This window comes from Blautia sp. OF03-13 (genome assembly GCF_003460685.1).
Classification (GTDB): Bacteria; Bacillota; Clostridia; order Lachnospirales; family Lachnospiraceae; genus Fusicatenibacter; species Fusicatenibacter saccharivorans.
In genome coordinates this window covers 35,804-61,782 of the sequence record NZ_QTVR01000018.1, presented here as the reverse complement: position 1 = coordinate 61,782, position 25,979 = coordinate 35,804, and the positions used below count along the sequence as shown (strand labels likewise).

At 47.7% G+C, this 25,979-nt stretch carries 28 protein-coding genes and 2 pseudogenes; 11 read left to right on the top strand and 19 right to left on the bottom strand.

What is annotated here, in order from left to right; translation table 11 throughout:
* Positions 1-64: 64 nt before the first annotated feature.
* Positions 65-1,711, top strand: coding sequence for a SulP family inorganic anion transporter (locus DXA55_RS13190; protein ID WP_117814408.1), 1,647 nt, complete (start codon positions 65-67; stop codon positions 1,709-1,711).
* Positions 1,712-1,783: 72 nt separating this feature from the next.
* Here the strand turns inward: DXA55_RS13190 and DXA55_RS13185 are convergent, their stop codons facing one another.
* The 11 genes and pseudogenes from DXA55_RS13185 to DXA55_RS13135 all read right to left on the bottom strand — a co-directional run bounded on the left by DXA55_RS13185 (position 1,784) and on the right by DXA55_RS13135 (position 10,153).
* The gene (locus DXA55_RS13185; RefSeq protein ID WP_117814407.1) at positions 1,784-3,046 is read right to left on the bottom strand and encodes a DNA polymerase Y family protein; all 1,263 of its coding nucleotides are present in this window, start codon (positions 3,044-3,046) and stop codon (positions 1,784-1,786) included.
* The gene (locus DXA55_RS13180; RefSeq protein ID WP_117814406.1) at positions 3,039-3,539 is read right to left on the bottom strand and encodes a nitroreductase family protein; all 501 of its coding nucleotides are present in this window, start codon (positions 3,537-3,539) and stop codon (positions 3,039-3,041) included. The genes DXA55_RS13185 and DXA55_RS13180 overlap by 8 nt, the downstream gene beginning before the upstream one ends.
* Before the next feature lie 112 nt (positions 3,540-3,651).
* Positions 3,652-5,415 (bottom strand): Piwi domain-containing protein, encoded by a 1,764-nt coding sequence (locus DXA55_RS13175; protein ID WP_117814405.1) that lies wholly within the window; start codon positions 5,413-5,415, stop codon positions 3,652-3,654.
* A complete protein-coding gene (locus DXA55_RS13170) occupies positions 5,391-5,885 on the bottom strand; it encodes a hypothetical protein (protein WP_117814404.1) in 495 nt (164 codons plus the stop codon). The genes DXA55_RS13175 and DXA55_RS13170 overlap by 25 nt, the downstream gene beginning before the upstream one ends.
* Positions 5,886-5,940: 55 nt before the next feature.
* The gene (locus DXA55_RS13165; protein ID WP_117814403.1) at positions 5,941-6,960 is read right to left on the bottom strand and encodes a helix-turn-helix transcriptional regulator; all 1,020 of its coding nucleotides are present in this window, start codon (positions 6,958-6,960) and stop codon (positions 5,941-5,943) included.
* 142 nt (positions 6,961-7,102) lie between these two features.
* Positions 7,103-7,207: pseudogene (locus DXA55_RS19360) on the bottom strand (nucleotidyltransferase); the annotation flags it as partial.
* A 28-nt stretch (positions 7,208-7,235) separates the two neighbouring features.
* Complete coding sequence (locus DXA55_RS13155) at positions 7,236-7,538, bottom strand: DUF1294 domain-containing protein (RefSeq protein WP_055221488.1); 303 nt, start codon at positions 7,536-7,538, stop codon at positions 7,236-7,238.
* An 89-nt stretch (positions 7,539-7,627) separates the two neighbouring features.
* Positions 7,628-8,080: a GtrA family protein gene (locus DXA55_RS13150; RefSeq protein WP_117814402.1), complete on the bottom strand. Its 453-nt coding sequence runs from the start codon at positions 8,078-8,080 to the stop codon at positions 7,628-7,630.
* Positions 8,081-8,231: 151 nt separating this feature from the next.
* The gene (locus DXA55_RS13145; RefSeq protein ID WP_055221492.1) at positions 8,232-8,894 is read right to left on the bottom strand and encodes an ABC-2 transporter permease; all 663 of its coding nucleotides are present in this window, start codon (positions 8,892-8,894) and stop codon (positions 8,232-8,234) included.
* Positions 8,891-9,741: pseudogene (locus tag DXA55_RS13140) on the bottom strand (ABC transporter ATP-binding protein). The gene DXA55_RS13145 and the pseudogene DXA55_RS13140 overlap by 4 nt, the downstream one beginning before the upstream one ends.
* Positions 9,742-9,778: 37 nt before the next feature.
* Positions 9,779-10,153: a GntR family transcriptional regulator gene (locus DXA55_RS13135; RefSeq protein ID WP_055221496.1), complete on the bottom strand. Its 375-nt coding sequence runs from the start codon at positions 10,151-10,153 to the stop codon at positions 9,779-9,781.
* Positions 10,154-10,464: 311 nt separating this feature from the next.
* Between DXA55_RS13135 and ureA the strand changes: the two genes are divergently transcribed.
* From ureA to DXA55_RS13090, 9 genes are all read left to right on the top strand, one after another.
* A complete protein-coding gene (gene ureA, locus DXA55_RS13130; protein ID WP_055221498.1) occupies positions 10,465-10,767 on the top strand; it encodes an urease subunit gamma in 303 nt (100 codons plus the stop codon).
* A 14-nt stretch (positions 10,768-10,781) separates the two neighbouring features.
* Positions 10,782-11,141, top strand: coding sequence for an urease subunit beta (gene ureB, locus DXA55_RS13125; RefSeq protein WP_055221500.1), 360 nt, complete (start codon positions 10,782-10,784; stop codon positions 11,139-11,141).
* 15 nt (positions 11,142-11,156) lie between these two features.
* Positions 11,157-12,878, top strand: coding sequence for an urease subunit beta (gene ureB / locus DXA55_RS13120; RefSeq protein ID WP_117814401.1), 1,722 nt, complete (start codon positions 11,157-11,159; stop codon positions 12,876-12,878).
* Positions 12,879-12,920: 42 nt separating this feature from the next.
* On the top strand, positions 12,921-13,406 hold the full coding sequence (locus tag DXA55_RS13115; protein WP_242998544.1) for an AmiS/UreI family transporter: 486 nt from the start codon (positions 12,921-12,923) through the stop codon (positions 13,404-13,406).
* A gap of 44 nt (positions 13,407-13,450) precedes the next feature.
* Positions 13,451-13,927 carry an urease accessory protein UreE gene (locus DXA55_RS13110; RefSeq protein WP_055265458.1) on the top strand — a complete coding sequence of 159 codons (477 nt, stop codon included), beginning with the start codon at positions 13,451-13,453 and terminating at the stop codon, positions 13,925-13,927.
* Positions 13,928-14,017: 90 nt separating this feature from the next.
* Positions 14,018-14,716, top strand: a complete 699-nt coding sequence (locus tag DXA55_RS13105) for an urease accessory protein UreF (protein WP_117814400.1) — start codon at positions 14,018-14,020, stop codon at positions 14,714-14,716.
* A 48-nt stretch (positions 14,717-14,764) separates the two neighbouring features.
* Positions 14,765-15,373, top strand: a complete 609-nt coding sequence (gene ureG, locus DXA55_RS13100) for an urease accessory protein UreG (protein WP_117814399.1) — start codon at positions 14,765-14,767, stop codon at positions 15,371-15,373.
* The gene (locus DXA55_RS13095) at positions 15,373-16,176 is read left to right on the top strand and encodes an urease accessory protein UreD (protein WP_178735518.1); all 804 of its coding nucleotides are present in this window, start codon (positions 15,373-15,375) and stop codon (positions 16,174-16,176) included. Before ureG ends, DXA55_RS13095 begins: the two co-directional genes overlap by 1 nt.
* Before the next feature lie 153 nt (positions 16,177-16,329).
* The gene (locus tag DXA55_RS13090; protein WP_117814398.1) at positions 16,330-17,700 is read left to right on the top strand and encodes an MATE family efflux transporter; all 1,371 of its coding nucleotides are present in this window, start codon (positions 16,330-16,332) and stop codon (positions 17,698-17,700) included.
* Between the two features lie 80 nt (positions 17,701-17,780).
* On the opposite strand, the gene DXA55_RS13085 is transcribed toward DXA55_RS13090, so the two are convergent.
* Together DXA55_RS13085 and DXA55_RS13080 are read right to left on the bottom strand one after the other, a co-directional pair.
* The gene (locus tag DXA55_RS13085; RefSeq protein ID WP_117814397.1) at positions 17,781-18,572 is read right to left on the bottom strand and encodes a DUF3169 family protein; all 792 of its coding nucleotides are present in this window, start codon (positions 18,570-18,572) and stop codon (positions 17,781-17,783) included.
* A complete protein-coding gene (locus DXA55_RS13080) occupies positions 18,569-18,778 on the bottom strand; it encodes a helix-turn-helix transcriptional regulator (RefSeq protein ID WP_022462940.1) in 210 nt (69 codons plus the stop codon). The genes DXA55_RS13085 and DXA55_RS13080 overlap by 4 nt, the downstream gene beginning before the upstream one ends.
* A gap of 215 nt (positions 18,779-18,993) precedes the next feature.
* On the opposite strand from DXA55_RS13080, the gene DXA55_RS13075 reads away from it, so the two are divergent.
* Entirely contained in the window at positions 18,994-19,959 is a 966-nt protein-coding gene (locus DXA55_RS13075) for an NYN domain-containing protein (protein ID WP_117814396.1), read from the top strand.
* Positions 19,960-20,098: 139 nt separating this feature from the next.
* Here the strand turns inward: DXA55_RS13075 and DXA55_RS13070 are convergent, their stop codons facing one another.
* From DXA55_RS13070 to truB, 6 genes are all read right to left on the bottom strand, one after another.
* Positions 20,099-20,533 carry a dUTP diphosphatase gene (locus tag DXA55_RS13070; RefSeq protein WP_022462938.1) on the bottom strand — a complete coding sequence of 145 codons (435 nt, stop codon included), beginning with the start codon at positions 20,531-20,533 and terminating at the stop codon, positions 20,099-20,101.
* A gap of 27 nt (positions 20,534-20,560) precedes the next feature.
* Entirely contained in the window at positions 20,561-21,055 is a 495-nt protein-coding gene (gene nrdG, locus DXA55_RS13065; protein ID WP_055228610.1) for an anaerobic ribonucleoside-triphosphate reductase activating protein, read from the bottom strand.
* A 100-nt stretch (positions 21,056-21,155) separates the two neighbouring features.
* Positions 21,156-23,252, bottom strand: coding sequence for a polyribonucleotide nucleotidyltransferase (locus DXA55_RS13060; RefSeq protein WP_117814395.1), 2,097 nt, complete (start codon positions 23,250-23,252; stop codon positions 21,156-21,158).
* Between the two features lie 252 nt (positions 23,253-23,504).
* The gene (gene rpsO / locus DXA55_RS13055) at positions 23,505-23,771 is read right to left on the bottom strand and encodes a 30S ribosomal protein S15 (RefSeq protein ID WP_022462935.1); all 267 of its coding nucleotides are present in this window, start codon (positions 23,769-23,771) and stop codon (positions 23,505-23,507) included.
* A gap of 286 nt (positions 23,772-24,057) precedes the next feature.
* Complete coding sequence (locus DXA55_RS13050; RefSeq protein WP_055265450.1) at positions 24,058-24,993, bottom strand: bifunctional riboflavin kinase/FAD synthetase; 936 nt, start codon at positions 24,991-24,993, stop codon at positions 24,058-24,060.
* Positions 24,990-25,916, bottom strand: a complete 927-nt coding sequence (gene truB, locus DXA55_RS13045) for a tRNA pseudouridine(55) synthase TruB (RefSeq protein ID WP_117814394.1) — start codon at positions 25,914-25,916, stop codon at positions 24,990-24,992. The genes DXA55_RS13050 and truB overlap by 4 nt, the downstream gene beginning before the upstream one ends.
* Positions 25,917-25,979: the final 63 nt, after the last annotated feature.

Here is a 25,979-nt window from a genome sequence, read left to right as displayed (position 1 = left end):
TGTCAAAAATCTTGCGCGTCTAACTCATCACTAAAGTAACGAGAATGCGACGCGCCGTTTTCAAATGAATTCGTTCAAACCAATGCTACTCACTTCTCTGAAGTCCTATGACCGCGCGCAGTTTGCCAAAGATGTGACTGCCGGTATCATCGTTGCGATCATTGCACTTCCTCTTTCTATTGCACTGGCTCTTGCTTCCGGCGTGGGACCGGAGGCTGGTATTTTCACTGCGATTGTGGCGGGCTTTGTGATTTCCGCGCTCGGCGGAAGCTGTGTCCAGATTGCCGGTCCGACGGCCGCGTTTGCCACGATTGTTGCCGGTATTGTCGCGCGGGACGGCCTCGAGGGGCTGATGACGGCGACCATTCTTGCCGGTGTCTTCCTTATTATCATGGGATTCTGTCATTTTGGAAGTCTGATCAAGTTTATTCCTTATACGATTACAACGGGTTTTACTTCCGGTATTGCGGTGACAATCGTGATCGGACAGTTAAAGGATTTCTGCGGCATTACGTATCCTGACGGGGTAAAGCCGATTGAAACGATGGAAAAACTGAAGGCATTTGCGGAGAATTTTTCCACGATTTCACCGGATGCTCTGATTGTCGGCGGGGTCAGCCTTGCTATTCTGATCGTGTCTCCGCTTATTTTCAAGAAAATCCCGGGATCGCTGATTGCTGTTATTGCCGGTATTCTGATGGTTCAGTTTCTGCCGCTGCACGTTTCTACGATTGGAAATCTGTACACAATCAGCAATGCGCTTCCGACGCTTCATCTGCCGGTTTTTGACATGAAACTGATTCAGTCGGCGATTCCAAATGCGTTTACGATCGCGGTGCTTGCTGCGATTGAGTCGCTTCTCTCCTGTGTTGTCGCGGACGGCATGATCAACAGCAAGCATCGTTCGGATACGGAGCTGATTGCACAGGGTGCCGGAAATATTGCTTCTGCTCTCTTCGGCGGTATTCCGGCTACGGGAGCGATTGCCAGAACGGCGGCAAATATCAAAAACGGCGGACGCACGCCGGTTGCGGGTATGGTGCATTCCATTACGCTCGTCATCGTTCTTGTTGTGCTGATGCCGTTTGCGGGCATGATTCCGATGCCGACGATTGCCGCGATTCTGTTCCTTGTCGCCTACAATATGTGCCAGTGGAGAACCTTCGTGCATCTCGTGCGCACGGCTCCGAAGAGTGATATTATCGTTCTTTTTACTACGTTTGTGCTGACCGTTGTGTTTGATCTCGTTGTCGCAATCGAGATCGGCATGGTTCTGGCCTGCCTGCTTTTCATCAAGCGGATGAGCGAGGAAACGCACGCCGACAGCTGGGTCTATGTGGACGATGATTCCCCGGCGGTGGATGAGCATCTGCAAAAATTGCCGCTGGAAATCCGTGTATACGAGATCACAGGACCGCTCTTCTTTGGCGCGGCGGATGCGATTGAGCACATCGTGGTAAAGGATTTCACGAAGTGTCTCGTTCTCCGGATGCGGAGCGTACCGACAATCGACAGTACGGCCATGAATGCGCTCCAGAATCTGACGAAGCTCTGCGAATCGAAAGGGATCACCCTCGTCTTTTCTCACGTGAATGAGCAGCCGATGAAGATGATGAAAAAATCCGGCTTTGTGGAGCTTGTCGGGGAAGAAAATTTCTGTGCGAATATTTCGGATGCGTTAAAGCATGCGGAGGCGCTGATTTCAAGATAAGATATCACCTGCATTTCTGTGCGCAAAAAAATGGCAGATCAGAGGTTGTATGACTTCTGATCTGCCATTTTTTCAATTTTCCGCATCATTCTTCATCTGTGCCTTTGCCTTTCTTGCAATTCCCTGTGTTCCGTTCAGGATGCTTGCGCGGGTGACTTTGTCGTTGCCGAATTTCTGGCGGATTGCGTCGAGGGCGGCATCGAGTTTACGGCTTTTCTCCTTCTTTTCGGGATCTTCGAAGAGGGAGAGCTGTTCGAAATCGTCTTCGGTAAGGCCGGTTACGGAGACACCGATCAGGCGGAGGGGCTCTCCTTTCCAGGATTCGCGGAAGAGCTGTTTGGCGCAGCGGTAGATTTCATCTGTGATATCGGTCGCATTTGGAAGTTTTGTCTGGTGTGAGCGGTTTCGGAAATCGAGGGTGCGGAAGGTTATGGAAACGGAGGTGCATTTTTTCTTTTTCCGACGCATGCGGGCGGCCACGATGTCACACTGGGCGAGAAGAATCGGGTCGACCTGTTCGATAGAGACGATGTCCTCGTTAAAGGTCGTCTCTGCGCTGAAGCCTTTCGCCTCATCGGGCTGTGCTTTTACGGGGGAATCGTCGATGCCGCGGGCGTACTGGTACAGCTGATGGCCGTTTTTATTGCCAATCAGGGTCTGAATATCAGTTTCCCATGCATGTGCCAGATCTCCGATCGTGCGGATTCCGGCCTCGGTCAGCTTCTTTTCGGACGCTTTGCCGAGAAACAAAAGCTCGCGTACCGGAAGAGGCCACATCTTCGCAGGGATTTCTTCTGGAAACAGGGTATGCACTTTGTTCGGTTTTTCGAAATCGGACGCCATTTTGGCCAGGAGTTTATTGGTGGAAATGCCGACATTTACCGTAAATCCCAGCTCGTCGGAAATCCGGTCTTTAATTTCATGTGCTGCCGCGATCGGATCCGGGTACAAAAGAGAGGTTCCCGTCATATCAAGGAACACTTCGTCAATCGAGAAAGACTCCATGACCGGAGTGTAGGATGCGCAGATTTTCTTGAAGGCCCGGGAGCACTTGACATAAAGATCGAAATCACTGGGAACAATAACCATATTCGGGCATTTCCGCAGTGCCATTGCCACAGGCTCGCCGGTCTGGACACCGCATTTTTTCGCCGGAATCGACTTTGCTACAACGATACCCGTCCTTTTTGCCGGGTCACCGCCGATGCAGGCGGGAATGTCCCGCAGATCCGGCAGCCCCTCTTTCATCCGCCGCGCGGACTCCCAGGATAAAAAGGCGCTGTTGACATCTACATGGAAAATCAGGCGGTCTGCCGGCTTCTTTGTTTTATTCATCGATAAAATGAATCCGTTCTGGTTTAAAGCGGTCCTGCTGCTCTCTGTGCTCGGCAGGATAGCCAAGAGCAAACAGCGCAAAGACATTAACTTCTTCCGGCAGTCCCAGCAGAACTCTTACTTTTTCCATATTTTCTTCATTTGGTGCAATGCCGAACCATACGCCGCCAAGACCAAGCGCATCCGTTTCCAGCCAGATATTTTCCTGGGCAATCGACATATCGATCTGCGCAAATGCTGGAGCGACAAGACCTTCCAGGCGATATGCCGATACCAGCACAACCGGAGCTTTTGCCGCGCAGCCGGTGTACGATGTCATTTTAGAAAGCGCCTCAATTTTTTTCTTATCCGTTACCACATAAAATTCCCACGGCTGCTGGTTGCACGCGCTTGGAGCCTGCATGCCTGCTTTTAAGATCTGCATAATTTTTTCTTTTTCAACCGGCTTGTCTTCATATTTTCTAACACTGATTCTGTGAAAAATACTGTTCATTTCAAAATCCTCCTTGGTTTCTTATGGGATGTCTCTTTGCAGACTATTATAGCATTTTTTCTAAAAAAACTCCAGAATCCCTGTCGTCTCATTTTTATCTATGTTTTATTTTTCACAAAAAGAATAGCCGATCGTCCATCTTTCCTTCCGGAACAAATTCTCTATTCTTACAAATTTTGTCCGCATATCCAGTCGTAATAGGAAGCCGCATTTTTTGTGTTGACCCCACGTGTAACTGCGAAAGATAAAGCACCTGTGTCAAAATATCAGCCATAGAAAGATTTCCACATTTTTTCTCAATCAAAATGGGATTCGGTGATCCTTTTTTATTTTTCATATTTGTCGTCACAAGATATCCTTTGTCTGCGTTATAAACACAGTATCCCATCGGTGGATTCTCTATCTGCCCATTCTGCCAGAATATCAGTTTACTGCTGATATTTTTTCTTACTTCAATAATATTATACATAATTCCCTTGGCCGCAAAGTAATTTTTATACCATTCATCATCTTCATTGCTGAATCCATCTCGATGAATCACAATGTTCTTCGGCATTTCACCAAAACGGTCTTCATATGCAAAAATCACCTGATCAAAAATATCCTGAAGAATCCTGGTAGTAATTTTTTCTCCCTGCTGTGGTGCTGCCGGTTTATAAAATCCAAGCAGACGGCCATATTTGTCAAATACAACCGAGCAGGCAGGATAATGAATTCCTTTTGCTATCGTCGCAACATCAAGACCTACAAAACAATCCACATTGCCAGGCATATCTTTTACAACCCATGGAATCCCGCCTGTTTTTCCAAGAATTCCAAGAATTATATTGTGAAGATAATATCTTGAATTATTTTTTGCCTTATTCCCTTCTTTTGCTTCCTCAGCGAACAATTTTGCTGTTTTCATACTGATCATCTGTGACGGGATATTAGCCTTTGCCCAAATAGTTTTAAACGGATTGTACGGTCCATCTTCCTCCATCCCATCTGGTACAAGTGCAATGACCAGATTGATTCCTTCTATCTTCTGCAATTTATTGGCAGCTCTTTTATAATCTGTAATATCTCCCAACTCATATTCTTCCCGTACCATTGCCTTTACATCCAGATCCAGCAGTCCCGCCATGGTATATAAATCCTTTTCCCCGTGATACTTTCCAAGTTTCGCAAAGGTATAAATCCCATTTACAACTGCCTTCATCAAATCATAGGAATTTCTCGGATACAAATATCCTATTTTTATTTCTTTTTCCGTCTTTCGATAAAAACCGTAGTTGAATACTTTAAATTCTTCGCCGCATTTAAGAGCCTTATCTTTTCCACAAACTAACAGCGGTTCTTTAACTTTACCTTTCTTATAGCCAATTTTCTCTACTGTACATGGATCTGTTTCAAATTTCATTCCGTCAAGTGGCTCAATCGTTCCAATATCCTGTATAAAATCCTGGTCTAAAAGTACTCTGGTCTTCATATTCCGTTTTACCAAAGACTCTGTCCGCATAGAAAAAGCTGCATCCATACGGCTTACCGTTTCTCTTGTCAATACTGGTTTTAATGCCTGCGGATAATAAGGTAATTCTATTCCCGTCTGAAGTGCCACCTTAACCATCCTGGTATCATCAGAAATATTCTCTACCCTGTATGCTTCATTTCGTTGGATATAATACGCCTTTAGACTATCTGCAAAATCCAGTTTATCCGTTACGGTCAAATCACAGATTTCTGTCAGAATGCCTGTCTGATTATTCTTTGCCCAGTCATTTTTTACTTCCTGACCAATTAGATTTAGTCCTTTTTCCAGATAATCAGCTACAGTTTGATTCGATGAAAAAAGACTGCTGGTATCAATTCTCAGATATGCTTTTTCATCATCCATAATAGTAACCCAGAAATTATATTTCCGTTCCAGACTAATTTCTCTGTTCCTGACGAAAACGTCTCAAATCCCTGATTTGTCATAATCCACTTACTTGTCACATTACTTTTACAGGAATATTTTCTGTATTTTCCAAAAATTAAAATTTGGGATAGTTTTTGTGTGATCCAGTATTTGATAAGTTCCTGATAGATTCTTCTGTTTTCTAAAACAGGCAGTTCTCGTGATCCCTCATATTCGACTGTAAAATCAGCATTTGGGATTTTCTCTTGCAGTTTTTCCGTCGCATAGATTTTGTTTCCATCTTCAAATACGCCTGCCTGATTCCAGTTTCGTAATTTCCAGGCTACCCCTCTGATAATAGAATATGTATTTCCTATTTTTTGTACATGAAGTTCATAAACATGAAATTCTACCGGTTTTACAGTATCTACTGACGCAAATACTTCCATTTTTAAATCTTTTTCCAATATAGTTCCTCCTGGTTTTCATAAAGTTTGTTTTATCATATTTTTTTGTCCTGTATTATTGTGATCCATTTATATTATTCATTATTTCCAATGTATTCTCCAATTTTGTCTTTATATTTTCCCGCAGCATTTGTGGTTCTATAACCATAAACTTATCCATATATTTCATGAACCATCCAAGTAAAGTTACACTGTTCATTTTATAAAAAACGGCTCTGCAATTTCCATTTTCCAGTTTTTGGACCGATACATTTTTCCCAACAAAATCATAGAGAATTGCATTTGTCGCCGGTTCTGATTTATATTCCACTTCTATTCTTACGGTTTCCCCCAGGAAATGGTTTACACTTTCTTCAATATATTTCCGAATAATAAGTTCGGGATTTGGACCTATTTTTTCTACAGCATCAATCGCGTCACTCTGTGATATCTCCAGATTTTCAATTCGATCAAGCCTATAACTTGTAAGTCTATCATAATGATCATGTGCCCCGATTAAATAATAGGTATTATCAGACCAATATATTTCATAAAGATTAAGCGAATATTTTTTTCCTTCTCTTCGAAGCACCTTTTGCAACTTCTCATTTACTTCTGTATATTGAAATTCAATTTTTTTATGGAGATACATAGCTTCCAGCATTGTTTCAATGTAGTATCCTGTTTCCCTATCAGAATCCATGTTTCCTGCCTTGGGTGTCATCATATGACAAAATCTGCTTCGACTTCTCTTACTTGTAAGATCCAATAGTCGTTCTTTCAATTCCTTTGCTTCCTTTGCAGAAATGCATCTTGCCTGCTGTACTGCATCCAACATAATTTTAATTTCCCAGTCCGAAAATATATGTTTTTTCATATACCAGCCCATCTTTTTATCCGCACACTGATATATTTCATAACCACAAAATTGCAGCATTTTAATATCACGATAAACAGAACGGCGATCGACCTGTTCTATTTGATATTCCTCTTCCAGATATTTCAAAATCTGTGTCGCATTCATCGGACTTTTTTCATCTGTTTCCTCTAAAATCTGTAACACTCGAATCAGTTTTTCTTTATGATCAGTTCCCATTCTTTCTCCTTTTGATCATTTTATATGTATCTTACCTTTTCGCCGCTTTTTATCATAATATTATATCATCTGTCACAATAATGGCACACGTAAAAACATCTGCCCTATTGGACAGATGTTTTTACATATCTAAAAGCATTTCATAAATATGCTGTTCTTTCTCACTCTGCAAGAAAGTGCCGCGCGCCAACGCATTTTGCAGGCGGCTAAGCTGTGCGTCTGCATAGCCGCCGAAGGACTGGACGGCTCATTTCCATTTTCATCACCTTTCTTTCTCAGATTGAGATCGAAAAATCTGCTTTCACAAGAAAGAAAAAAAGCGCGATCTGCACCAGCAGCATCAGCGGAACGCCGATGGTAAACTTCTTTTTTCTTGTCTTGTGATGGAACAGGTGCATCGCCAGCAGTGCTCCTGCCGAACCGCCGACTGCGGCCAGGGTAAGAAGCGTCGAGACACGGATTCTCCATTTTCCATGCACAGCGTTTCGTTTATCGATGCCATAGACTGCTATGGTGATCATATTAATACAGATCAGATACAGGTACAATCCTGCCTGTAGTTGAATGGGAAGGTTCATTCTCTCTTCACCAGCCTTTCCTTTTTATCTTTCTTTGAAAAGAAGGCAGCGTTTTTCTCCGCTGCCTTCTTTTCAGATTTTTTTCAGAATCATTTCTTCTCCAGAAAGATTTTTCTGGTAATAAAGTTGTACACCATGACAACCGCAGTTGCAAAGACTTTTGCAATGGTGTAAATCAGGTTGTAGCCGATGTGCTGCTGCAGTGCAGTGCTCCCCCGGTAGATGGGTCCTACTACAATCCAGATCAGGAAGCTGTTCAGCAGCATTCCGATCAGGGAAAGGACGACGAAGGTAATGAATTCGACTTTTTTGTTCAGGTCTTCTTTTCGCTCAAAGACAAATTTGAAACTTAAAATGTAATTAGCGATGACGGACACAGTAAATCCGGCAATAGAACCGACAAGCGATGCCATTTCAAAATATGAACTGGAGGTCAGCGCCATAACAAGGTTCAGAACGATCAGTCCGGTCACGTAATCAATACCAAAGCTGATGAAGCCGACGATACCGAATTTCACAATCTGTGCAAATAATTTTTTCATTTTTTCCTCTGTTTCTTCTTATATAATTTTTAAGCAACATCCTGTAAAGAATACCATACAATGCCATTTTTTTCAAGTTTCTGCAAATTTTATCACAGCAAAAACGCCAGATTTCACGTTTTAAAATGAAATCTGACGTCTTTCGTTTTTTCTAAAATTCCTGTTTCTCCATAAATCCTACACTGATCCGGTACGAAATCAGCAAAACCACGATGCCTGCAGTAAAAATTCCTGCCTGGCCCGGAATTGTGCCCGTAATGGTGCCAATCAGCTCCGTGATTTGATCCAGTGTCGCTTCTCCTGCGACTTTCTGCACAAACAGAATCACACCGGCAAACAGAAAACAGATTCCTGCCATCATGACCCGTGCGCTTTCTGCTCCGCATTTGATCTGCACCGGAATCATGATGGAAATGGTGATGAAAAATACCGCCAGAAAGACCGGTATCATTCCCGCATTTTCCGAGAGAACACCAGATACATTCGAAACGCCGTGCACCAGCAGGGATACCAGGTATAACGCCCAGGCGAGGACAAACGATACTACGGTTCCGGCCACGCAGAACAGGTATTTTTCGCGGATATACAGTTTCCGGTCAATCGGGAGTGTGAACAGGAACGGCAGTCCGTTATCCGCTTCATCGCAGGAAAGCGTTCCGATCAGCAGAACGATCATCAGAAACGGAAAATAGCCCAGAATAAAGGTGTCCGTCTGGCTAAGTCCGAGGAATACACAGATCATAAGGAAAAGGATCATCGTGTTGCGATGGCCTTTTAACAGCAGACAGATATCTTTCTCTAATAATCCACTCATCTTTTTTCTCCTCCTGTCATCATCAAAATTACATCATCAATTCCGGCCCGCTCTACTACAAGGTCGGGAACGTTTTCTTCGTAATATTTTCTGTCGTTGGTAAGGCATGCATAGCCATACGGTTCTTTCTGGGTATCGATCAGATATTCTTTGTCGAGCGCCGCATACTGCGCCTCGTCTGCCTTGATGAGACCGTATTGCTCGAGAATCACATCCGTCTCCTCGTGCAGGAGCTGTTTTCCCCCGTGAATCAGATAAATGTCATCGCAGAGATGCTCGAGATCGGAGGCGATGTGGGACGTAATGAGGATCGTCCGGCTCTCATCTTCGGCCGCGTATTCGCGCAGCAGGTCGAGAATCTCATTTCTCGCTTCCACATCGAGTCCTGCGGTCGGCTCGTCGAGGATCAGAAGCTGTGCCTTGTGTGACAGGGCGGTAAGTACACGCAGCTTCGCCTTCATTCCATTGGAAAATTCCTTGAACTGTTTTCCTTCCGGAAGATGCAGCTTCTGGCACTCTCTGGTGAACCAGCTTTCCTCAAACTTTGGATACATTTTCGCCAGAATTTTCTCCACTTCCACGATGGTAACTGTCCGTTAAATCCAGATTCTGCCAGCGAAACGCCGATATTCTGCCGGTCCTCTGCCATAATTTCTGTGATCGGTTTTCCAAAGAGTTCGATTATTCCGCCATCTGCTTTTGCAAGGCCGAGCATCAGCCGGATCGCCGTGCTTTTTCCGGCTCCGTTTTTTCCAATCAGTCCGGTGATTCTTCCCTCCGGAATCTCCATAGAAAGCTCAAAATCAAATCCCGGATACACCTTTCTGACATTCTGCATTTTTATCATGTCTGTCTCTTCCTTTCTGCCGCTGCTCCGGCATTCCTTATTTTTCCTCCAGAAGAAGGGTTACTGTCTCCAGAATATCCTCCCGGCTCATTCCCATCGCAAGGGCACGGTCGATGGCTTTTTCAAAATCCGCCTCTGCTTCTCTCTGCCTTGCCTCCAGCGCGAGCTGTTTGTCGGAAGCCGTTACATACGTTCCCTTTCCGTGAATCGTTGTAACAAATCCTTCCTCTTCCAGCTTGTCATACGCCTTTTTGACGGTCAGCGCACTGATCCGCAGTTCCCCGGCCAGAGAACGGACGGATGGGAGCGCCTCTCCTTCTTTTAATGCTGTATTGATAATTTCTGATTTGATCTGCTCCATGAGCTGCTCGTAGATCGGCACCATGGAGGAATGATTCAAAATAATATGCATATCGTTTCTCTTCTCCTTTACAATAAACAGTATATAACAGTCTGCTACTGTTGTCAACTGTTATATACTGTTTATTTCAGAGAATTTTCTTTGTTTTCTTCTGCATTTTCCCCTCTTTTCTTTGCTTTCTATGGTTTTTCCTCTGCTGTACATGAAAAAAGCAATCAAAAAAATAGCAAAAAGTTCTTGACCAAATAAAAAACACCCGTTATAATGCGTGATATAAAATATGAAAGAGCAGACAAAGGAGTCTGAACAGAAATGTTTTCTCCCTGGTCTGCTCTTTTTCTATGCAAAAAAGGAGGAACACCATGAGATTAAATCCCAAGGAACAGGAAAAACTGATGCTTCATATGGCCGGTAATCTCGCCAAAGAGCGGAGAGCACGCGGCCTGAAACTGAATTACCCGGAAGCACTCGCCTACATCAGTTCCGAGCTTCTGGAACTGGCAAGGGACGGAAAGACCGTTGTGGAGCTGATGCAGCTCGGCACAAAGATTCTGACCCGCGACGATGTCATGGACGGCGTTGCCGATATGATCGGCGAGGTTCAGGTCGAGGCGACGTTCCCGGATGGAACCAAACTGGTCACTGTACATAATCCTATTCAGTAAGGAGGAGACATCATATGAAAATCGGTGAAATCATGGCTTCCGATCGCGAGATCACATTAAACGAAGGCAAAAAGACAGTCACTGTCATGGTAGCAAATAAGGGCGACCGTCCCGTTCAGGTCGGCTCCCATTTTCATTTCTTTGAGGTCAACCGGTGCCTCTCTTTTGACCGGGAAACGGCGTACGGTTATCACCTCGATATTCCTTCCGGAACTTCGGTCCGTTTTGAGCCGGGCGAGGAAAAAGAGGTGCAGCTCGTCGAGATGGGCGGCAGAAAACGTGTCTTCGGTCTGAATGACCTGACCCGCGCACAGGCTACCGCTGACACGAAAGCCGCATCACTGGAAAACGCGAAGTTAAAAGGATTTCTGTAAGGAGGGACAGCAAAAATGAGTGTAAAAATTTCCGGAAGTAAATATGCCGCTATGTACGGTCCGACCGTCGGCGATAAGGTCCGCCTTGCCGACACCAGCCTTGTGATTGAAGTCGAAAAAGACTACACCACATACGGCGATGAAGTAAAATTCGGCGGCGGCAAATCCATCCGCGACGGTATGGGACAGTCCGTCAAGACCTGCAGCAGAGACGGAGACCTTGATCTTGTCATCACAAACGCTCTGATCGTGGATGCTACAGGCATTGTAAAAGCAGACATCGGAATCAAAGACGGAAAAATTGCCGGCATCGGAAAAGCCGGAAACCCGGATGTCATGGACGGCGTGACTCCTGGCATGACGGTCGGCGCATCGACCGAGGCTCTGGCCGGCGAGGGTATGATCGTTACGGCAGGCGGCATCGATACTCACATCCACTTTATCAGCCCGCAGCAGATTGACTGCTCCCTCTACAGCGGCGTGACCACGATGATCGGCGGCGGCACCGGCCCGGCGGACGGCACGAACGCAACGACGTGTACCCCGGGACCGTGGAATCTGCGCATGATGCTGAAAGCCGCAGAGGAATATCCGATGAACCTTGGTTTTCTCGGCAAGGGCAACTGCTCCGACGAGGCTCCGCTGATTGAGCAGGTCAAAGCCGGTGCGATGGGCCTGAAAATCCACGAGGACTGGGGCGCAACGCCGGCGGTCATTAACCACTGCCTCAACGTTGCCGATGAGTTCGATGTCCAGGTTGCCATCCACACCGATACTTTGAACGAAGGCGGATGCGTCGAAGATACGCTTGCGGCCATCGGCGGAAGAACCATCCATACGTACCACACCGAGGGAGCCGGCGGCGGCCACGCACCGGACATCATCCGCGCTGCTGCTGCACCGAACGTTCTGCCTTCCTCCACGAATCCGACAATGCCTTACACTGTCAACACACTTGATGAGCATCTTGACATGCTGATGGTATGCCACCACCTCGACAAGCACATCCCGGAAGACGTTGCGTTCGCGGATTCCCGTATCCGCCCGGAGACGATCGCCGCAGAGGATGTTCTGCACGATATGGGTATTTTCAGTATGATGAGTTCCGACTCCCAGGCGATGGGCCGTGTCGGTGAGGTCATCACCCGTACGTGGCAGACCGCAAGCAAAATGAAGGATGAGCGCGGCGCTCTGCCGGAGGATGCCGGTCATGAAAACGATAACTTCCGCGTGAAACGTTATATCGCAAAATATACGATCAACCCGGCCATCACCCACGGTATCTCCGAGTATGTCGGCTCGGTCGAAAAGGGAAAATTTGCTGATCTCGTGCTCTGGAATCCTGCTTTCTTCGGCTCCAAACCGGATATGATCATCAAAGGCGGTATGATCGTCGCTTCGAAAATGGGAGACGCCAACGCTTCGATCCCGACGACACAGCCGGTCTGCTATCAGCCGATGTTTGCCGCTCACGGAAAAGCAAAACAGGAGGCATGCCTGACCTTCGTTTCCCAGGCTGCTTTCGATGCCGGTATCAAAGACGCATACGGACTGGAAAAAACGGTTGTCCCGGTACACGGCTGCCGCAGTATCAGCAAAAAGGATATGGTATGGAACGACCGCACGCCGGTGCTTACCGTAGATCCGGAGACATATAAGGTCACTGTTGACGGCGAGGAGATCACTTCCAAGCCAGCAGAAAAACTGCCGCTGACCCAGCTTTACAGCCTGTTCTAAACGGCTCTGCATTCTGTAAAACCATACGAGGAGAATTTTATTATGCTTGGAGTGTGTCTTTTATTTGTAGGAATTGTACTGATCAACAACGGCATGTGCACCCTGTACCATGTGGATGGACGCTCGGCCGCTGTAATGAATATCTTTACCGGCGGACTTTCCCTTTTCATCAACTTCGTGAATCTCGTGCAGGGAAATTATTACGCTGCCGGAACGGGACTGCTGTTCTGCTTCACTTACCTCTTTGTGGCCGTCAATAAATTTTTAAACGCCAGCCCGATCCCTTTTGCGTGGTTTTCGACCTTTGTTGCCGTCAACGCTGTCATCTTCGGAACGATCGAAGGCTTCATTGGAAGCGCGGCGCTTGGCATCACGCCGGATCTCCGCTGGGCGGGCATCTGGTATCTGTGGGCCATTCTCTGGGGTACTTCTTTTGTGGAGGATATCTGCGGAAAGAAGCTCGGAAAATTTGTGCCGTGCCTCAGGTATTTGAGGGCGTTGTCACCGCGTGGATCCCGGGCGTCATGATGCTGCTTCAGATCTGGTAATTCGGTAAGGAGGAACTTTTTTCAATGGTTTGCGAACAGATTTTAGGAAAACTTTCGAAATTTGACACTTCCGGAAAAACGATCGAATACGTCGATATCGAATGGCATGAAGCCTTCAAAAAGATTCATAAAAAGACGACCGACCACGGAACGGAGCTCGGCATCCGCATGGACGATTCCATTCTCACAAGGGGTCTGTATCAGGGTGATGTGCTCTATGCAGACGATGAAAAAATCATCGCCGTCAATACGCCTCCGTGCGAGGTGATCCGCGTTTCCCTTACTCCGGGTCACGAAAAGCAGGCGGCAAAGGTCTGCTACGAGATCGGCAACCGCCATGCACCGCTGTTCTGGGGCGAAAACGATACTTTTATCACGATTTACAATGAGCCGATGCTTCTGATGCTTCAGAAACTCCACGGCGTTACGGCCGAAAAAGAACTGAAAAAGCTCGACTTCGACCAGCGGATTTCCGCATCGATCCACAATCATCATCACTGATGCGGTCTGTCCGCACGCAGAAAAGAATGGGCCGGCCCCTTTTCGCGGGCAGGCTCATTCGATATCTTATGATTTTTCAGGAGACTTTTTATGTCCGAACTTAATTTTTATCTTCTTCAGATCAACGACGCCCTGTTTCCGATCGGCGCGTACTCGCACTCGCAGGGACTCGAAACGTATATTCAGCGTGGAATTGTGCACGATGAGGCGACGGCAAAGGAATATATCCACCACAAAATCCGATGGAATCTTGCCTTCACGGAGCTTCTCGCCGCAAGACTCTCCTATCTTGCTGCCGCAGACGGGGATCTGGAACAGCTTCTTTCGATTGAAGAAATTCTGGAAGCGTCGCGGATTCCGATGGAACAAAGGGAGGCCGCACGGAAAATGGGGTCCCGTTTTGCAAAGACGATCGAAAAGCTGGAGCTGCCCGTGACAAAAGAGGAAAACGGGATCTTCCGTCGTTATCTTACTGCCAGGAAAGGGCAGGCGATAAACCACTGCTGTATCTACGGTGTTTTCTGCGCTGCCATGAACATTCCGCTTGCCGATGCGCTGTCGCATTATCTCTATGCGCAGACTTCCGCGATCGTGACAAACTGCGTCAAAACGATACCGTTAAGCCAGAGCGCCGGACAGCAGCTTCTCGGCGGATGCTATGCGGAATTTGCCGAGATTTTAAAAGATCTGGAACACCGGAGTGCGGAGGATCTCTGTCTTTCTGCGCCGGGCTTTGATATCCGCGGAATCCAGCATGAAACACTGTATTCCCGTCTTTATATGTCGTAATGTGTTTGTTTCGCGCAATCATTATTTTCAGGAAAAGAGGTATGTGTTATGTCTTACGTAAAAATTGGAGTAGCAGGACCGGTCGGCTCCGGAAAAACGGCACTGATTGAGGCGCTGTCCCGGAAAATGGCAAACGATTACAGTATTGGCGTTATTACCAACGATATTTATACAAAGGAGGACGCACAGTTTCTCGCGAAGAACAGCGTCCTTCCGGTGGAACGCATCATCGGCGTGGAGACCGGCGGCTGCCCGCACACCGCGATCCGCGAGGATGCTTCGATGAACCTCGAGGCCGTCGACGAGATGATGGAGCGGTTCCCGGACATCGAGCTTCTCTTTATCGAGAGCGGCGGTGACAACCTCTCCGCTACGTTCAGTCCGGAGCTTGTGGACGCCACGATCTTTGTTATCGATGTCGCTGAGGGCGATAAGATTCCGCGGAAAGGCGGCCCTGGCATTACACGGTCCGATCTTCTCGTCATCAACAAGATTGATCTGGCTCCGTATGTCGGTGCAAGCCTGGAAGTCATGGAACACGATTCGAAAAAAATGCGTGGCGAGCGTCCATTTCTGTTCACCAACATCCGCGGCGACGTCCATGTGGATGATGTTGTTTCCTGGATCAAAGAAAATGTGCTCTTAGAAGGAATGTGATGCTTATGGAAAACAAATTCGGAAAGATTTCCCGCATCACGGCCTGCGCGGCGTTAAAAAACGGAAAGACGATTCTCGAAGACCTCTCCTTTACGGCGCCGTACAAGATTATGGCTCCGTTTGCAAAAGAGAACGGCGGAATCCAGATCATGCCTCTCTGTGCCTCCGCGGGTATTATGGAAGGGGATTCACAGGAATTTTCTTACCATGTAAAAGAGGGGGCGGATCTCGAGGTCCTGTCGCAGTCGTTTGAGAAGATCCACAAAATGGACGAGGGATCGGCATCCCGCACAATTTCCGTTCAGGTTGATCCGCACGCGGTACTTTACTACTATCCGCAGCCCGTCATTCCGTTTGCACAGTCTTCTTTTACGAGTACAATGACGATTCATCTGGCAGACGAGACATCCCGCCTGTTTCTGCTGGAAATCATCTCCTGCGGACGGAATGCGCACGAAGAGCGGTTCCAGTACCGCCGCTTTGCCTCAAAGGTACAGATTTTCCGCGGTCAAAAGCTGATCTACCGCGACAACACCTGCTATCTGCCCGATCAGATGCCGATGGAAGGGATTGGTATGTACGAGGGATACACGCATATGGCGAACCTTTTTCTCTCACGGACAGAATACGCGGATACGCTTCTCAATGAAATCCGGGAAATTCTTGACGGCGATCCGGAAATCGACGGCGGCGCAACGACGCTCTCCGGCGGCGATCTTGCTGTTCGAATTTTCGGACACCGTGCGCAGAAGCTGCAGCAGACGGCGGAAAAAATCAAAACTGTGTATGAAAAACTTCTATAAAAACAGACTGGAAAATTTCTGATTTCAATCAATCAAAAATTACCGGAAAAATGTCAAAATAAGGTGTGACAACCTCTTTGGAATGTGATAAAATAGCTTTCGTTTGAAACGAAGATAAAACTAATTTTACCATCATTCTGAGGAGGTTTTTTCATGGAAAGAGATATGACAAAGGGCAGTCCGCTGCCGGTCATTCTGCGGTTTACGCTGCCGCTGATTATCGGAAACATTTTCCAGCAACTCTACAACATGGCAGACACGATTATCGTTGGCCGATATGTCGGAGCGGATGCACTGGCTGCAGTTGGTTCTACGGGAACGATTATGTTCCTGGTGCTTGGATTTGCGCAGGGCATCACAGCAGGCTTTACGGTTCTGACATCGCAACGGTTCGGTGCAAAGGATACGAGCGGAGTAAAGCGAAGTGTGGCAAACGGCATTCTACTGGCTCTCCTTTTCACGGTTGTCCTGACATTCTTCAGCATGATCTCCATGCGGCCGTTGCTGCATCTCATGAACACACCGGAAAATATTTTTCAGGACGCTTATACCTATATTATGATTATCTGCGGTGGCCTGATCGCTACGATTTTTTACAATCTGCTTTCCTCCTATCTGCGTGCAGTAGGAAACAGCCAGACTCCGCTGATGTTCCTGATTTTTTCGGCTGTATTAAATGTTCTTCTGGATCTGCTTCTCATCATTCGTTTTAAAATGGGCGTTGCGGGAGCCGGATATGCAACCGTTTTCTCCCAGGGAATTTCTGCTGTGCTCTGTCTTTTTTATATTTATCGCTCCATGCCGGATATGTGGCCGGAAAAACACCACTGGAAGCTTCATGCGGCAGATTCCCGCCATCAGCTCTCGATGGGCATTCCGATGGCACTCCAGTTTGCCATCACCGCATCTGGTACAATGATTATGCAGGCTGCCATTAACCTGTTCGGCTCGGAGGCAGTTGCCGCTTTTACGGCGGCCTGTAAGCTGCAGAATCTGGTCACACAGGGCTTTTCCGCAATGGGACAGACGATGGCAACCTACAGCGGACAAAATTTCGGAAAGGGCGATATTCCACGGATTAAAAAGGGAGTTCGCGCTGCACTTCTGACTTCCGTCACGTATTCGATCGCAGCCGCTGTTCTCGTCTTCCTTCTTCTGAAGCCATGTCTTTCCCTCTTCTTCTCGGGTGATGTCGATATGGCCGCCATGATGCCATGGGCAAAGACTTATTCCTATATGTGTGCTCTTTTTTATGTACCGCTCTGCACCATCTTTATTTTCCGAAATGCAATGCAGGGTTGCGGCTACGGCTTTCTGCCTATGATGGGCGGTGTTTCTGAACTCTTTGCGCGCCTTATTGTAGCTGTGATTGCCATAAAAGTCATCAGCTATCCGCTCGCCTGCTTCTGTGACCCTGCAGCCTGGGTGACGGCAGCTGTCTTTACCGGTGTTTCGTATCTGTTCGTCATGAAGGATATCGATAAAAAGTATGATTCAAAGACACCAACGGCTCCGATCAGCTGACATTTTTCATACCAAACGCAAAACTGCGCGGAATGCACGATTCTGAAATGCATTCCACGCAGTTTTTTGTATTTACAGGATTACAGATTCAGTTTTGCTTTCTGCAGACTTACACAGGAACGATGATATGTGAGTGTCATCGTCAGATAAACGACGCCTACAACAATGACTGCGAGAATACCGGTATGGAACACCAGATGCAGGAGCATCGTTGCACACAGCAGGATCTGAAGCATCTTGCCCAGCGCCGTATAGGCCTTATAGGCACTCTGGTATACCATCTCTTTTTCTGCCTCATCGCAGCTTGCCATCCAGTCTTTCTGGAAGTTTTTCGAGTTCATATCGCCTCTCTTCTCCGGATGAGCCGCCTGAACCATTTTCACGTAACGCATCTGATAATAGCCATAGAGAAAGAAGTTGATACAAAACAGAACACAGGCTGCCAGGAATCCAGCAAGCTCTTTTCCCGATGCTTCTTCCAGCCAGGAACGGGAAAAGGTAAATGACAGCACGATGAAATCGCAGACCTGCGAAATCACATTGCAGTTCATCAGCATCGCGCCGTATTTCTCTTCTTCATAGCTTAAGACTTCGTACTGTTCATCCTCTGCTTCTTCGAGATGCTTCATCGTATCCTTTAATTTCCGGCTGTAAAATTCCATCAGGACAATGCTTACAACGAAAATTACCGCAATGATCGGCAGTGCCAGCGGACGGACCAGATCGCTCAGATCACTCATGCCATTTTTCACTCCGAACGTCATAAAAATTCCGACAAAAAAACCACAGACTCCGCCGATTCCCAGATAAATCAGCATCCGTTTCATCAACTTTCCGTAGGAATTTGGTTTGTTCCCCTGTTTTTCTTTCATGATTCATCCTCCTCATATTGAAAAATATCTTCTACTTTTACTTCACAGATTTTTGCAAGTTTTAACGCCAGTGTCACCGACGGTGAATAATCTCCCCGCTCGATCAGGCTGATGGTCTGTCTCGATACCCCCGCCATTTTCCCAAGGTCGGTCTGGTTGATGCCGAGCTTCGAACGGTACTCTTTTAACTGATTGTACAGCGGCATCGCAGCATCTCCTTTCTTGTCACGTTTTTTAGATGAGCTCTCTTTTTGACAACTTTTCTTGTCATCTACTACTCTACCATTGACAACTTTATTTGTCAATACTTTTGACAAGTTTTTTTGTCATTTCAAACTCCCGGTTGATTTGTGGGCTGAAATGTACTAAACTAGAGATATCTATTTTCGTAACTATTCAAGCCGCAGAAAGGACAGAATCTATGGAACAGAAAGACAGCCGGTTTGCCGTATTGATCGATGCGGACAATGTTTCCCCGAAATACATCAAATATATCCTGGACGAGGTTTCCGACCAGGGTGTTGCCACGTACAAACGGATCTACGGGGACTGGACCGATATCTCGAAAAAGAGCTGGAAAGAGCAGCTTTTGCGCTACTCGATCAATCCGATCCAGCAGTACAGCAATACGAACGGAAAAAATTCAACTGATTCCGCGATGATCATCGATGCCATGGACATCCTCTACTCCGGAAATGTGGAGGGCTTCTGCCTGGTTTCTTCGGACTCTGATTTTACCAAGCTGGCGCAGCGTCTGCGTGAATCTGGCATGTTTGTGCTCGGCATGGGCGAGCAGAAAACCCCTTCTTCCTTCCGCGTTGCGTGCGATGCCTTTAAAATTCTCGAAATCATTTCCCAGAACGAGGACGATATCTCCCCTGCGATTACCGCTGTCTCGGAAAATCCGGCGCGCTACGGCACTTCTCAGGACGAAACCCCTTCCATTACAAGCAAGGCAGAAATCGAGCGGACGGTTTCCCGTGTACTGACAGAGAACAATGATCACGGAAAAAATACGACACTTAGTGAGATCGGCAGTATCCTGCAGAAGAAATTCTCAGAGTTTGACGTTCGAAATTACGGTTATTCCAAACTTTCCACGTTTCTAGAAAGCATGAACGATATCGAAGTGCTGAAAACCGGTCATAATTACCTCGTAAAGGAACGCCAGAACACCGTATCGCGCCAGCAGATCGAAAAATGTATCACGGATCTGATCTGCTCCAACGGAGGCCATATCGACAACCTCAGCATTATTCACGATGCCCTGCGGAACCGTTTCCCGGGCTTCGATGTGAAGCAGTATGGGTATAGCAGGATTTCAAGTTTTATCAACAGTTTCAAAAAATTCAAAATCACAAACAATACGGTACAGATGAAACAATAGCATTCAAAACATAAACCAGATTCGCCGGATCCGGATCGTGTTTGATATACCATGTACATGTTTGGTGTGCCCGCAACAAAAAGCCCCCGGAAATGTCAGATTTTCTGACACCCGGAGGCTCTTTTTATTTCGTCTGTTGTTATCTTTTTCCGGTACTTCCAATTCCGCCGCGGTCCTCGCCGTTTAAGTGGTCAACTTCTTCAAAGCCGATGGTCGGCTGGTGTTTCTCGATGCGGAACTGGCAGATACGGTCATTGACATGAATCACGGTGTCGCGCAGGGCATACGCCGGCATGTAGAACCAGTCGTTCGGTCCGCAGTAGCTCTCGTCGATGATACCGCAGTGGTTTGTCTGGATAATGCCGAAATTCTTGAAGGTGCTGCTTCTCGGCACGATATGCGCCTCATAGCCTTCCGGCAGCTGCATGGCAACGCCGAGGTGGATCAGCTTGAATTCTCCGGCCTTTAACTCTACTTCTTCTGCCGCGCGCAGGTCGATCCAGTCGGACTTTCCGTCGATATAGCGCAGGCGCTCAATTTCATCGTTTAAATACTGAATTTTAATGGTTTCCATAAAGCGTCTCCTTTTCTTTTTGCGTGACTACTTTTCGCCGAACAGTACGACTTCGCCGCGTGCTCTCGTCTTTTTCACATCAATGACTCTCTGATTCGGGCTGCCCTTCCATTCCAGGGTAACGTCCCTCTGGGCAAGAATAAAGCGACCGTCCACAACCACGTCCGTGTAATCCATCAGTTCCAGATCACAGACGGATTCCCACTCATATCCGGTGTAAACCCAGATATCTTTTTTCGGATATCTTTCCTTGATCTCTTTTGCCAGAGCCGTCACATCCGCCCGGTTTGCCTCATACAGCGGATCTCCGCCGGAGAAGGTGATGCCGGAAATGTAGTCCTTGTCCAGCTGTTCAAAAATTTCTGCCTTTGCCGCGTCATCAAACGGGATGCCGCCATTTGGATCCCAGGTAATCGGATTCTGACATCCCTTACAGTGATGACCGCATCCGGCGACCCAGAGCACGACGCGCAGGCCGTCTCCGTTCAGCATATCGTCTTTCGTTATATTATGGTATCTCATAGCTTTCACTCCTATTGGACATAAGAAAACACAGAAAAACGAACCGTTTTGCAGATCCCTTTTTCTGTGTTCCCCGCTCTTTATCGTCTGGCAGATCTATTTATTTCGCGTCTGCCGGAACATCCTTGATACTGAAGCTTACACGGCCCATTTTATCTTTGCCCATGCAGACTACTTTTACAACATCGCCAAGGCTGACAACGTCTTCTACTTTCTCAACACGCTGTTTGGCGAGCTTGGAGATGTGTACCAGACCTTCTTTTCCAGGTGCAAACTCAAGGAAAGCACCGAAGTCTTTGATGCTGACAACTTTTCCGGTCAGGATCTGTCCCTCGGTAAAGTCGCTTGTGATGATCTCGATATATTTCTTTGCCTGATCCATCATAGCCTGCTCGGTTCCGCAGATGGAAACTGCACCGTCGTCTGTGATGTCGATCTTTACGCCGGTCTCATCGATGATGGCGTTGATGGTCTTTCCTCTCTGGCCGACAACTTCACCGATCTTCTGCGGGTCGATCATCATCTGGATGATCTTCGGAGCGAACTCGCCGACCGTCTTACGCGGCTCTGCGATCGCTTTCTCCATAACCTCAGTCAGGATGTACTCTCTTGCCTGTTTCGTTCTGGCAATCGCCTCTTCTACGATCTGACGGGTCAGTCCATGGATCTTGATATCCATCTGGATTGCAGTGATTCCGTCGTGGGTACCAGCTACCTTAAAGTCCATGTCGCCGAAGAAGTCTTCGAGACCCTGGATATCGGTCAGTACGAGGTAATCATCATCGGTCTCGCCTGTTACCAGACCGCAGGAGATACCTGCAACCGGTTTTTTGATCGGTACACCGGCAGCCATCAGAGACATGGTGGATGCACAGATACTTGCCTGGGAAGTAGAACCGTTAGACTCGAAGGTCTCGGATACGGTACGGATTGCGTACGGGAACTCTTCCTCGGTCGGAAGTACCGGAACCAGGGCACGTTCTGCCAGAGCACCATGGCCGATCTCACGGCGTCCCGGTCCGCGGGACGGTTTTGTCTCACCTACAGAGTAGGACGGGAAGTTGTACTGATGCATGTAACGTTTGGAGGTCTCGAACTCATCCAGTCCGTCCAGTTTCTGTGCTTCGGAAAGCGGAGCCAGTGTTGTTACGTTGCAGATCTGAGTCTGTCCACGGGTGAACATAGCGGAACCATGAACACGCGGGATAATGTCAACCTCTGCAGCCAGAGGACGGATTTCTGTGATCGCACGGCCGTCCGGACGTTTGTGGTCTTTTAAGATCATCTTACGAACGGTCTTTTTCTGATACTGGTAAACAGCCTCGCCTAATACTGCCAGCCACTCTTCGTTGTCGGCAAATGCCTCCTCGAGTTTCTCGGTGATGACGCGGATGTTTTCTTCTCTTGTCTGTTTGTCATCGCTGAAAACAGCCTCTTCCATCTCTGCCGGAGGAACGATCTCTTTGATCGCTGCAAACAGCTCTTCCGGAATAGCGCAGCTCTCATAAGCGTGTTTCGGTTTTCCAACCTCTGCTACGATGCTGTCGATGAATTTGATGATTTCCTGGTTTACTTCGTGTGCTTTGTAGATGGCGTCGATCATTTTTGCTTCCGGAATCTCTTTTGCTCCGGCTTCGATCATGATGACTTTCTCTCTGGTGGAAGCTACGGTCAGTTTCAGGTCGGATACGGCTTTCTGTGCGAGAGTCGGGTTTACGATGAACTCGCCGTCGATCATACCGATCTGAGTCATGGCACACGGACCGTCAAACGGGATGTCGGAAATGCAGGTTGCGATTGCGGAACCCAGCATTGCGACTACTTCCGGATCACACTCCGGATCTACGGACATTACCATGTTGTTTAATGTAACATCGTTGCGGTAATCTTTTGGGAACAGCGGACGCATCGGACGGTCAATGACACGGCTGGTCAGAATTGCGTGCTCGCTTGCTTTTCCTTCTCTTTTGTTGAATCCGCCCGGGATTTTTCCAACGGCGTACATCTTCTCTTCGTACTCAACACTTAATGGGAAGAAGTCGATGCCGTCACGCGGTTTCTCAGATGCGGTTGCTGTAGAAAGAACTACAGTATCGCCATAATGCATAAATGCTGCGCCGTTTGCCTGTTTTGCTACACGGCCTACGTCTACGGTCAGGGTTCTGCCTGCCAGTTCCATAGAAAAACTCTTGTACATAAATAATCTCCTTTTTTTCTTCTGAGCAGAATTTCCGAAACAACTGAAAAGCACACCGGAATACGGACAGGATGCAGCTTTTCAATGTGTTTTTCAGTGGTCTCGGATAAAATTCCTGCACCTCCAGAACCTGCCACTGGCAGCTTCTTACGGATGCAATGCAGCTCAGAATGGCTCCATGTCGTTTGCGTCTTTGATCTTACAAGCAAAGAAACGGGCGGAAAATGTATCCCGCCCGTTGTTCCAAGCTGATTATTTTCTGATTCCTAACTTCTCGATTAAAGCACGGTATCTTTCAATATCAGTTTTCTTTAAGTAGTCAAGCAGACCACGTCTCTGACCAACCATTTTCAGAAGACCTCTTCTGGAGTGATGATCTTTGTGGTGAACTTTCAGATGCTCAGTGAGCTCCTCGATTCTTGCGGTAAGAACAGCTACCTGTACTTCCGGTGATCCTGTATCTCCCTCAGTTCTTGCATACTCTTTGATGATTGCCTGTTTTTTTTCTTTCGAAATCATTTTAAATTCCTCCTGTTATTTTGATTGCACCGCTGACTAAGAAGTGGTCGGAGTGTCCTGCCTCTGAATCAGGGTCCGGGGATCTTTTTTGTCCCGCATACTCGATTAGTATAGCATACGCTTTTCGAATTGTAAATACTAAAATCAGATGTTTTCGCGATGAATTTTCACGTAGTTACAGTTCTCCGAACTGTAACTTTCGCAGCTCTCATTTTAAGTTTTGCTTCGCAAAAGGAGAGCTGCTCACACCTGAATCACTTTCTTACGCAGCGAAACAGCGAGTGTTTCACTGCTGAGCGAACTTTTTTTCTACATATTTTTTCCCTGCCGCAACATCATGATCGAGCTGGTTTTTCAGCGCGTCGATCGAAGCAAATTTCTGCTCCGGGCGCAGGAATTTTAACAGAGAAACCTCCGCCTGCTTTCCATAGAGATCCTCGCTGCAGTCAAAAAGATTCGTCTCCACGCCGGTAAATTTTTCCTGTACCGTCGGCTTAACACCGATGTTTGTGATACCGTAATAAATTTTTCCTTCGATTTTCACCTCGGAAACGTAGACGCCGAACGGCGGAAGCAGCTTTTCTGCCGGCGGGATCTGATTGATGGTCGGCACGCCGATCGTTCTGCCGAGTGCATGACCGTGGACAATCTCGCCGTGAACCGCGTAATCGTAGCCGAGCAGACCGCTCACGGCTTCCATATTGCCCTGTTCCAGCTCTTCCCGTGCCCAGGTGCTGCTGATCTCGCGGCCGTTTTCCTCTGCTTTTTCGATGATCTCGGTTTCAAAACCAAGGGACGGGCCCATTTCTTTCAGCATTTCGGCTGTGCCGCTTCTCTTGTAGCCAAAACCGAAATCCTTTCCCACAACAACTTTTTTCGCGTGCAGCTTATCCACCAGAATCTCTTTGATAAAGGCTTCCGGCGTCATGTGCATCACTTCATCCACAAACGGGCATTCCACAAGGCAGTCCATGCCAAGCTGTTCGAGGCGGGCTCTTCTCTCCTCATTCGTCAGCAGCTGATGCGGCTTGACATGCTGCACTTTCGACTGCGGCGGCACGTCAAACGTAAACACAACCGTTTCCAGTCCTTCCGTTCTGCCGATTGCAAGGACACGGCGGATCAGAAGCATATGCCCCCGGTGGAGGCCGTCAAATTTCCCCAGGGTTACAACGCTGTCCCCTCTGCTGTCAAAATCCAGTGTTTTTGTTAGATATCTCATGTTCTCTCCAGAAATAACTTGACCGGTCTGGTTAAGTTTTGTGATGGTCTGTATTGATAAATACCGACAAACGTTCCGTCATCGAGATAAAGGCGGAACTCCTCGTCTTCTGCGAAGTCCCCGCCGGAAGCAGTTTCCCCGATTTCGCGGATCTGCGCCGGTTTCAGCGGATTTCCGTTTTCCGCAAGCTTTTTCGCATGATCGTCCGCTGTCGCAAAGCTGCGTAGCGCGGCAAACATTTCATCGACCGGCACGAGGATCTCCGAAAGGCGGCCCTCACCGACAATCGCTGCGATCTCGTCAAGCGTGTGCGCTCCGTTTCGGTCAAACTGGCCCACTCTCATGCGGATCAGCTGCTCCATACATCCGTGGCAGCCCAGTTTTTCGCCGATATCGTGGCACAGGGTGCGGATATACGTTCCCTTCGAACACGTTACCTCCATGCGCACCAGCGGAAGCTTCACTTCCAGAATGCTGATCTCGTAAAAGTGCACCGTGCGGGCCTTCCGCTCGATCTCGATGCCTTCCCGCGCCAGCTCGTAGAGTTTCTTTCCATTAACCTTCAGCGCGGAATACATCGGCGGCACCTGCTGCTGCTCCCCGACAAACGAGGCGATGCAGTCCCGCACCTCTTCTTCCGTCACGGTCACTGGCGCTTCTGCTGTCACGGTTCCGCTCATGTCCTGCGTATCCGTTGCGATTCCAAGGTGAAGCAGCGCTTCATACGTCTTCGTTTCATCGGTCATCATATCGCAGAGACGCGTTCCCTTTCCAAGGCAGACCGGAAGCACGCCCGTCGCATCCGGGTCTAGGGTTCCGGTGTGGCCGATTTTTTTCTGGTGCAGGATGCCGCGCAGCTTCGCAACCACGTCATGCGACGTAAATCCCGCCTCTTTCCATACGTTCAGAACTCCGTTTATCATGTTGTTTTGTCTCCCTCTTTTTCACAAGAAAACCGGGCGTGGATATATTTTCTGCGCCCGGCT

Bases quoted from the DNA above. Each gene is read 5' to 3' on its own strand.
- DXA55_RS13190 (WP_117814408.1), top strand. From the start codon at position 65: ATGAATTCGTTCAAACCAATGCTACTCACTTCTCTGAAGTCCTATGAC.
- DXA55_RS13185 (WP_117814407.1), bottom strand. From the start codon at position 3,046: ATGAATAAAACAAAGAAGCCGGCAGACCGCCTGATTTTCCATGTAGAT.
- DXA55_RS13180 (WP_117814406.1), bottom strand. From the start codon at position 3,539: ATGAACAGTATTTTTCACAGAATCAGTGTTAGAAAATATGAAGACAAG.
- DXA55_RS13175 (WP_117814405.1), bottom strand. From the start codon at position 5,415: ATGGATGATGAAAAAGCATATCTGAGAATTGATACCAGCAGTCTTTTT.
- DXA55_RS13165 (WP_117814403.1), bottom strand. From the start codon at position 6,960: ATGGGAACTGATCATAAAGAAAAACTGATTCGAGTGTTACAGATTTTA.
- DXA55_RS13155 (WP_055221488.1), bottom strand. From the start codon at position 7,538: ATGAACCTTCCCATTCAACTACAGGCAGGATTGTACCTGTATCTGATC.
- DXA55_RS13150 (WP_117814402.1), bottom strand. From the start codon at position 8,080: ATGAAAAAATTATTTGCACAGATTGTGAAATTCGGTATCGTCGGCTTC.
- DXA55_RS13145 (WP_055221492.1), bottom strand. From the start codon at position 8,894: ATGAGTGGATTATTAGAGAAAGATATCTGTCTGCTGTTAAAAGGCCAT.
- DXA55_RS13135 (WP_055221496.1), bottom strand. From the start codon at position 10,153: ATGCATATTATTTTGAATCATTCCTCCATGGTGCCGATCTACGAGCAG.
- ureA (WP_055221498.1), top strand. From the start codon at position 10,465: ATGAGATTAAATCCCAAGGAACAGGAAAAACTGATGCTTCATATGGCC.
- ureB (WP_055221500.1), top strand. From the start codon at position 10,782: ATGAAAATCGGTGAAATCATGGCTTCCGATCGCGAGATCACATTAAAC.
- ureB (WP_117814401.1), top strand. From the start codon at position 11,157: ATGAGTGTAAAAATTTCCGGAAGTAAATATGCCGCTATGTACGGTCCG.
- DXA55_RS13115 (WP_242998544.1), top strand. From the start codon at position 12,921: ATGCTTGGAGTGTGTCTTTTATTTGTAGGAATTGTACTGATCAACAAC.
- DXA55_RS13110 (WP_055265458.1), top strand. From the start codon at position 13,451: ATGGTTTGCGAACAGATTTTAGGAAAACTTTCGAAATTTGACACTTCC.
- DXA55_RS13105 (WP_117814400.1), top strand. From the start codon at position 14,018: ATGTCCGAACTTAATTTTTATCTTCTTCAGATCAACGACGCCCTGTTT.
- ureG (WP_117814399.1), top strand. From the start codon at position 14,765: ATGTCTTACGTAAAAATTGGAGTAGCAGGACCGGTCGGCTCCGGAAAA.
- DXA55_RS13095 (WP_178735518.1), top strand. From the start codon at position 15,373: ATGCTTATGGAAAACAAATTCGGAAAGATTTCCCGCATCACGGCCTGC.
- DXA55_RS13090 (WP_117814398.1), top strand. From the start codon at position 16,330: ATGGAAAGAGATATGACAAAGGGCAGTCCGCTGCCGGTCATTCTGCGG.
- DXA55_RS13085 (WP_117814397.1), bottom strand. From the start codon at position 18,572: ATGAAAGAAAAACAGGGGAACAAACCAAATTCCTACGGAAAGTTGATG.
- DXA55_RS13080 (WP_022462940.1), bottom strand. From the start codon at position 18,778: ATGCCGCTGTACAATCAGTTAAAAGAGTACCGTTCGAAGCTCGGCATC.
- DXA55_RS13075 (WP_117814396.1), top strand. From the start codon at position 18,994: ATGGAACAGAAAGACAGCCGGTTTGCCGTATTGATCGATGCGGACAAT.
- DXA55_RS13070 (WP_022462938.1), bottom strand. From the start codon at position 20,533: ATGGAAACCATTAAAATTCAGTATTTAAACGATGAAATTGAGCGCCTG.
- nrdG (WP_055228610.1), bottom strand. From the start codon at position 21,055: ATGAGATACCATAATATAACGAAAGACGATATGCTGAACGGAGACGGC.
- DXA55_RS13060 (WP_117814395.1), bottom strand. From the start codon at position 23,252: ATGTACAAGAGTTTTTCTATGGAACTGGCAGGCAGAACCCTGACCGTA.
- rpsO (WP_022462935.1), bottom strand. From the start codon at position 23,771: ATGATTTCGAAAGAAAAAAAACAGGCAATCATCAAAGAGTATGCAAGA.
- DXA55_RS13050 (WP_055265450.1), bottom strand. From the start codon at position 24,993: ATGAGATATCTAACAAAAACACTGGATTTTGACAGCAGAGGGGACAGC.
- truB (WP_117814394.1), bottom strand. From the start codon at position 25,916: ATGATAAACGGAGTTCTGAACGTATGGAAAGAGGCGGGATTTACGTCG.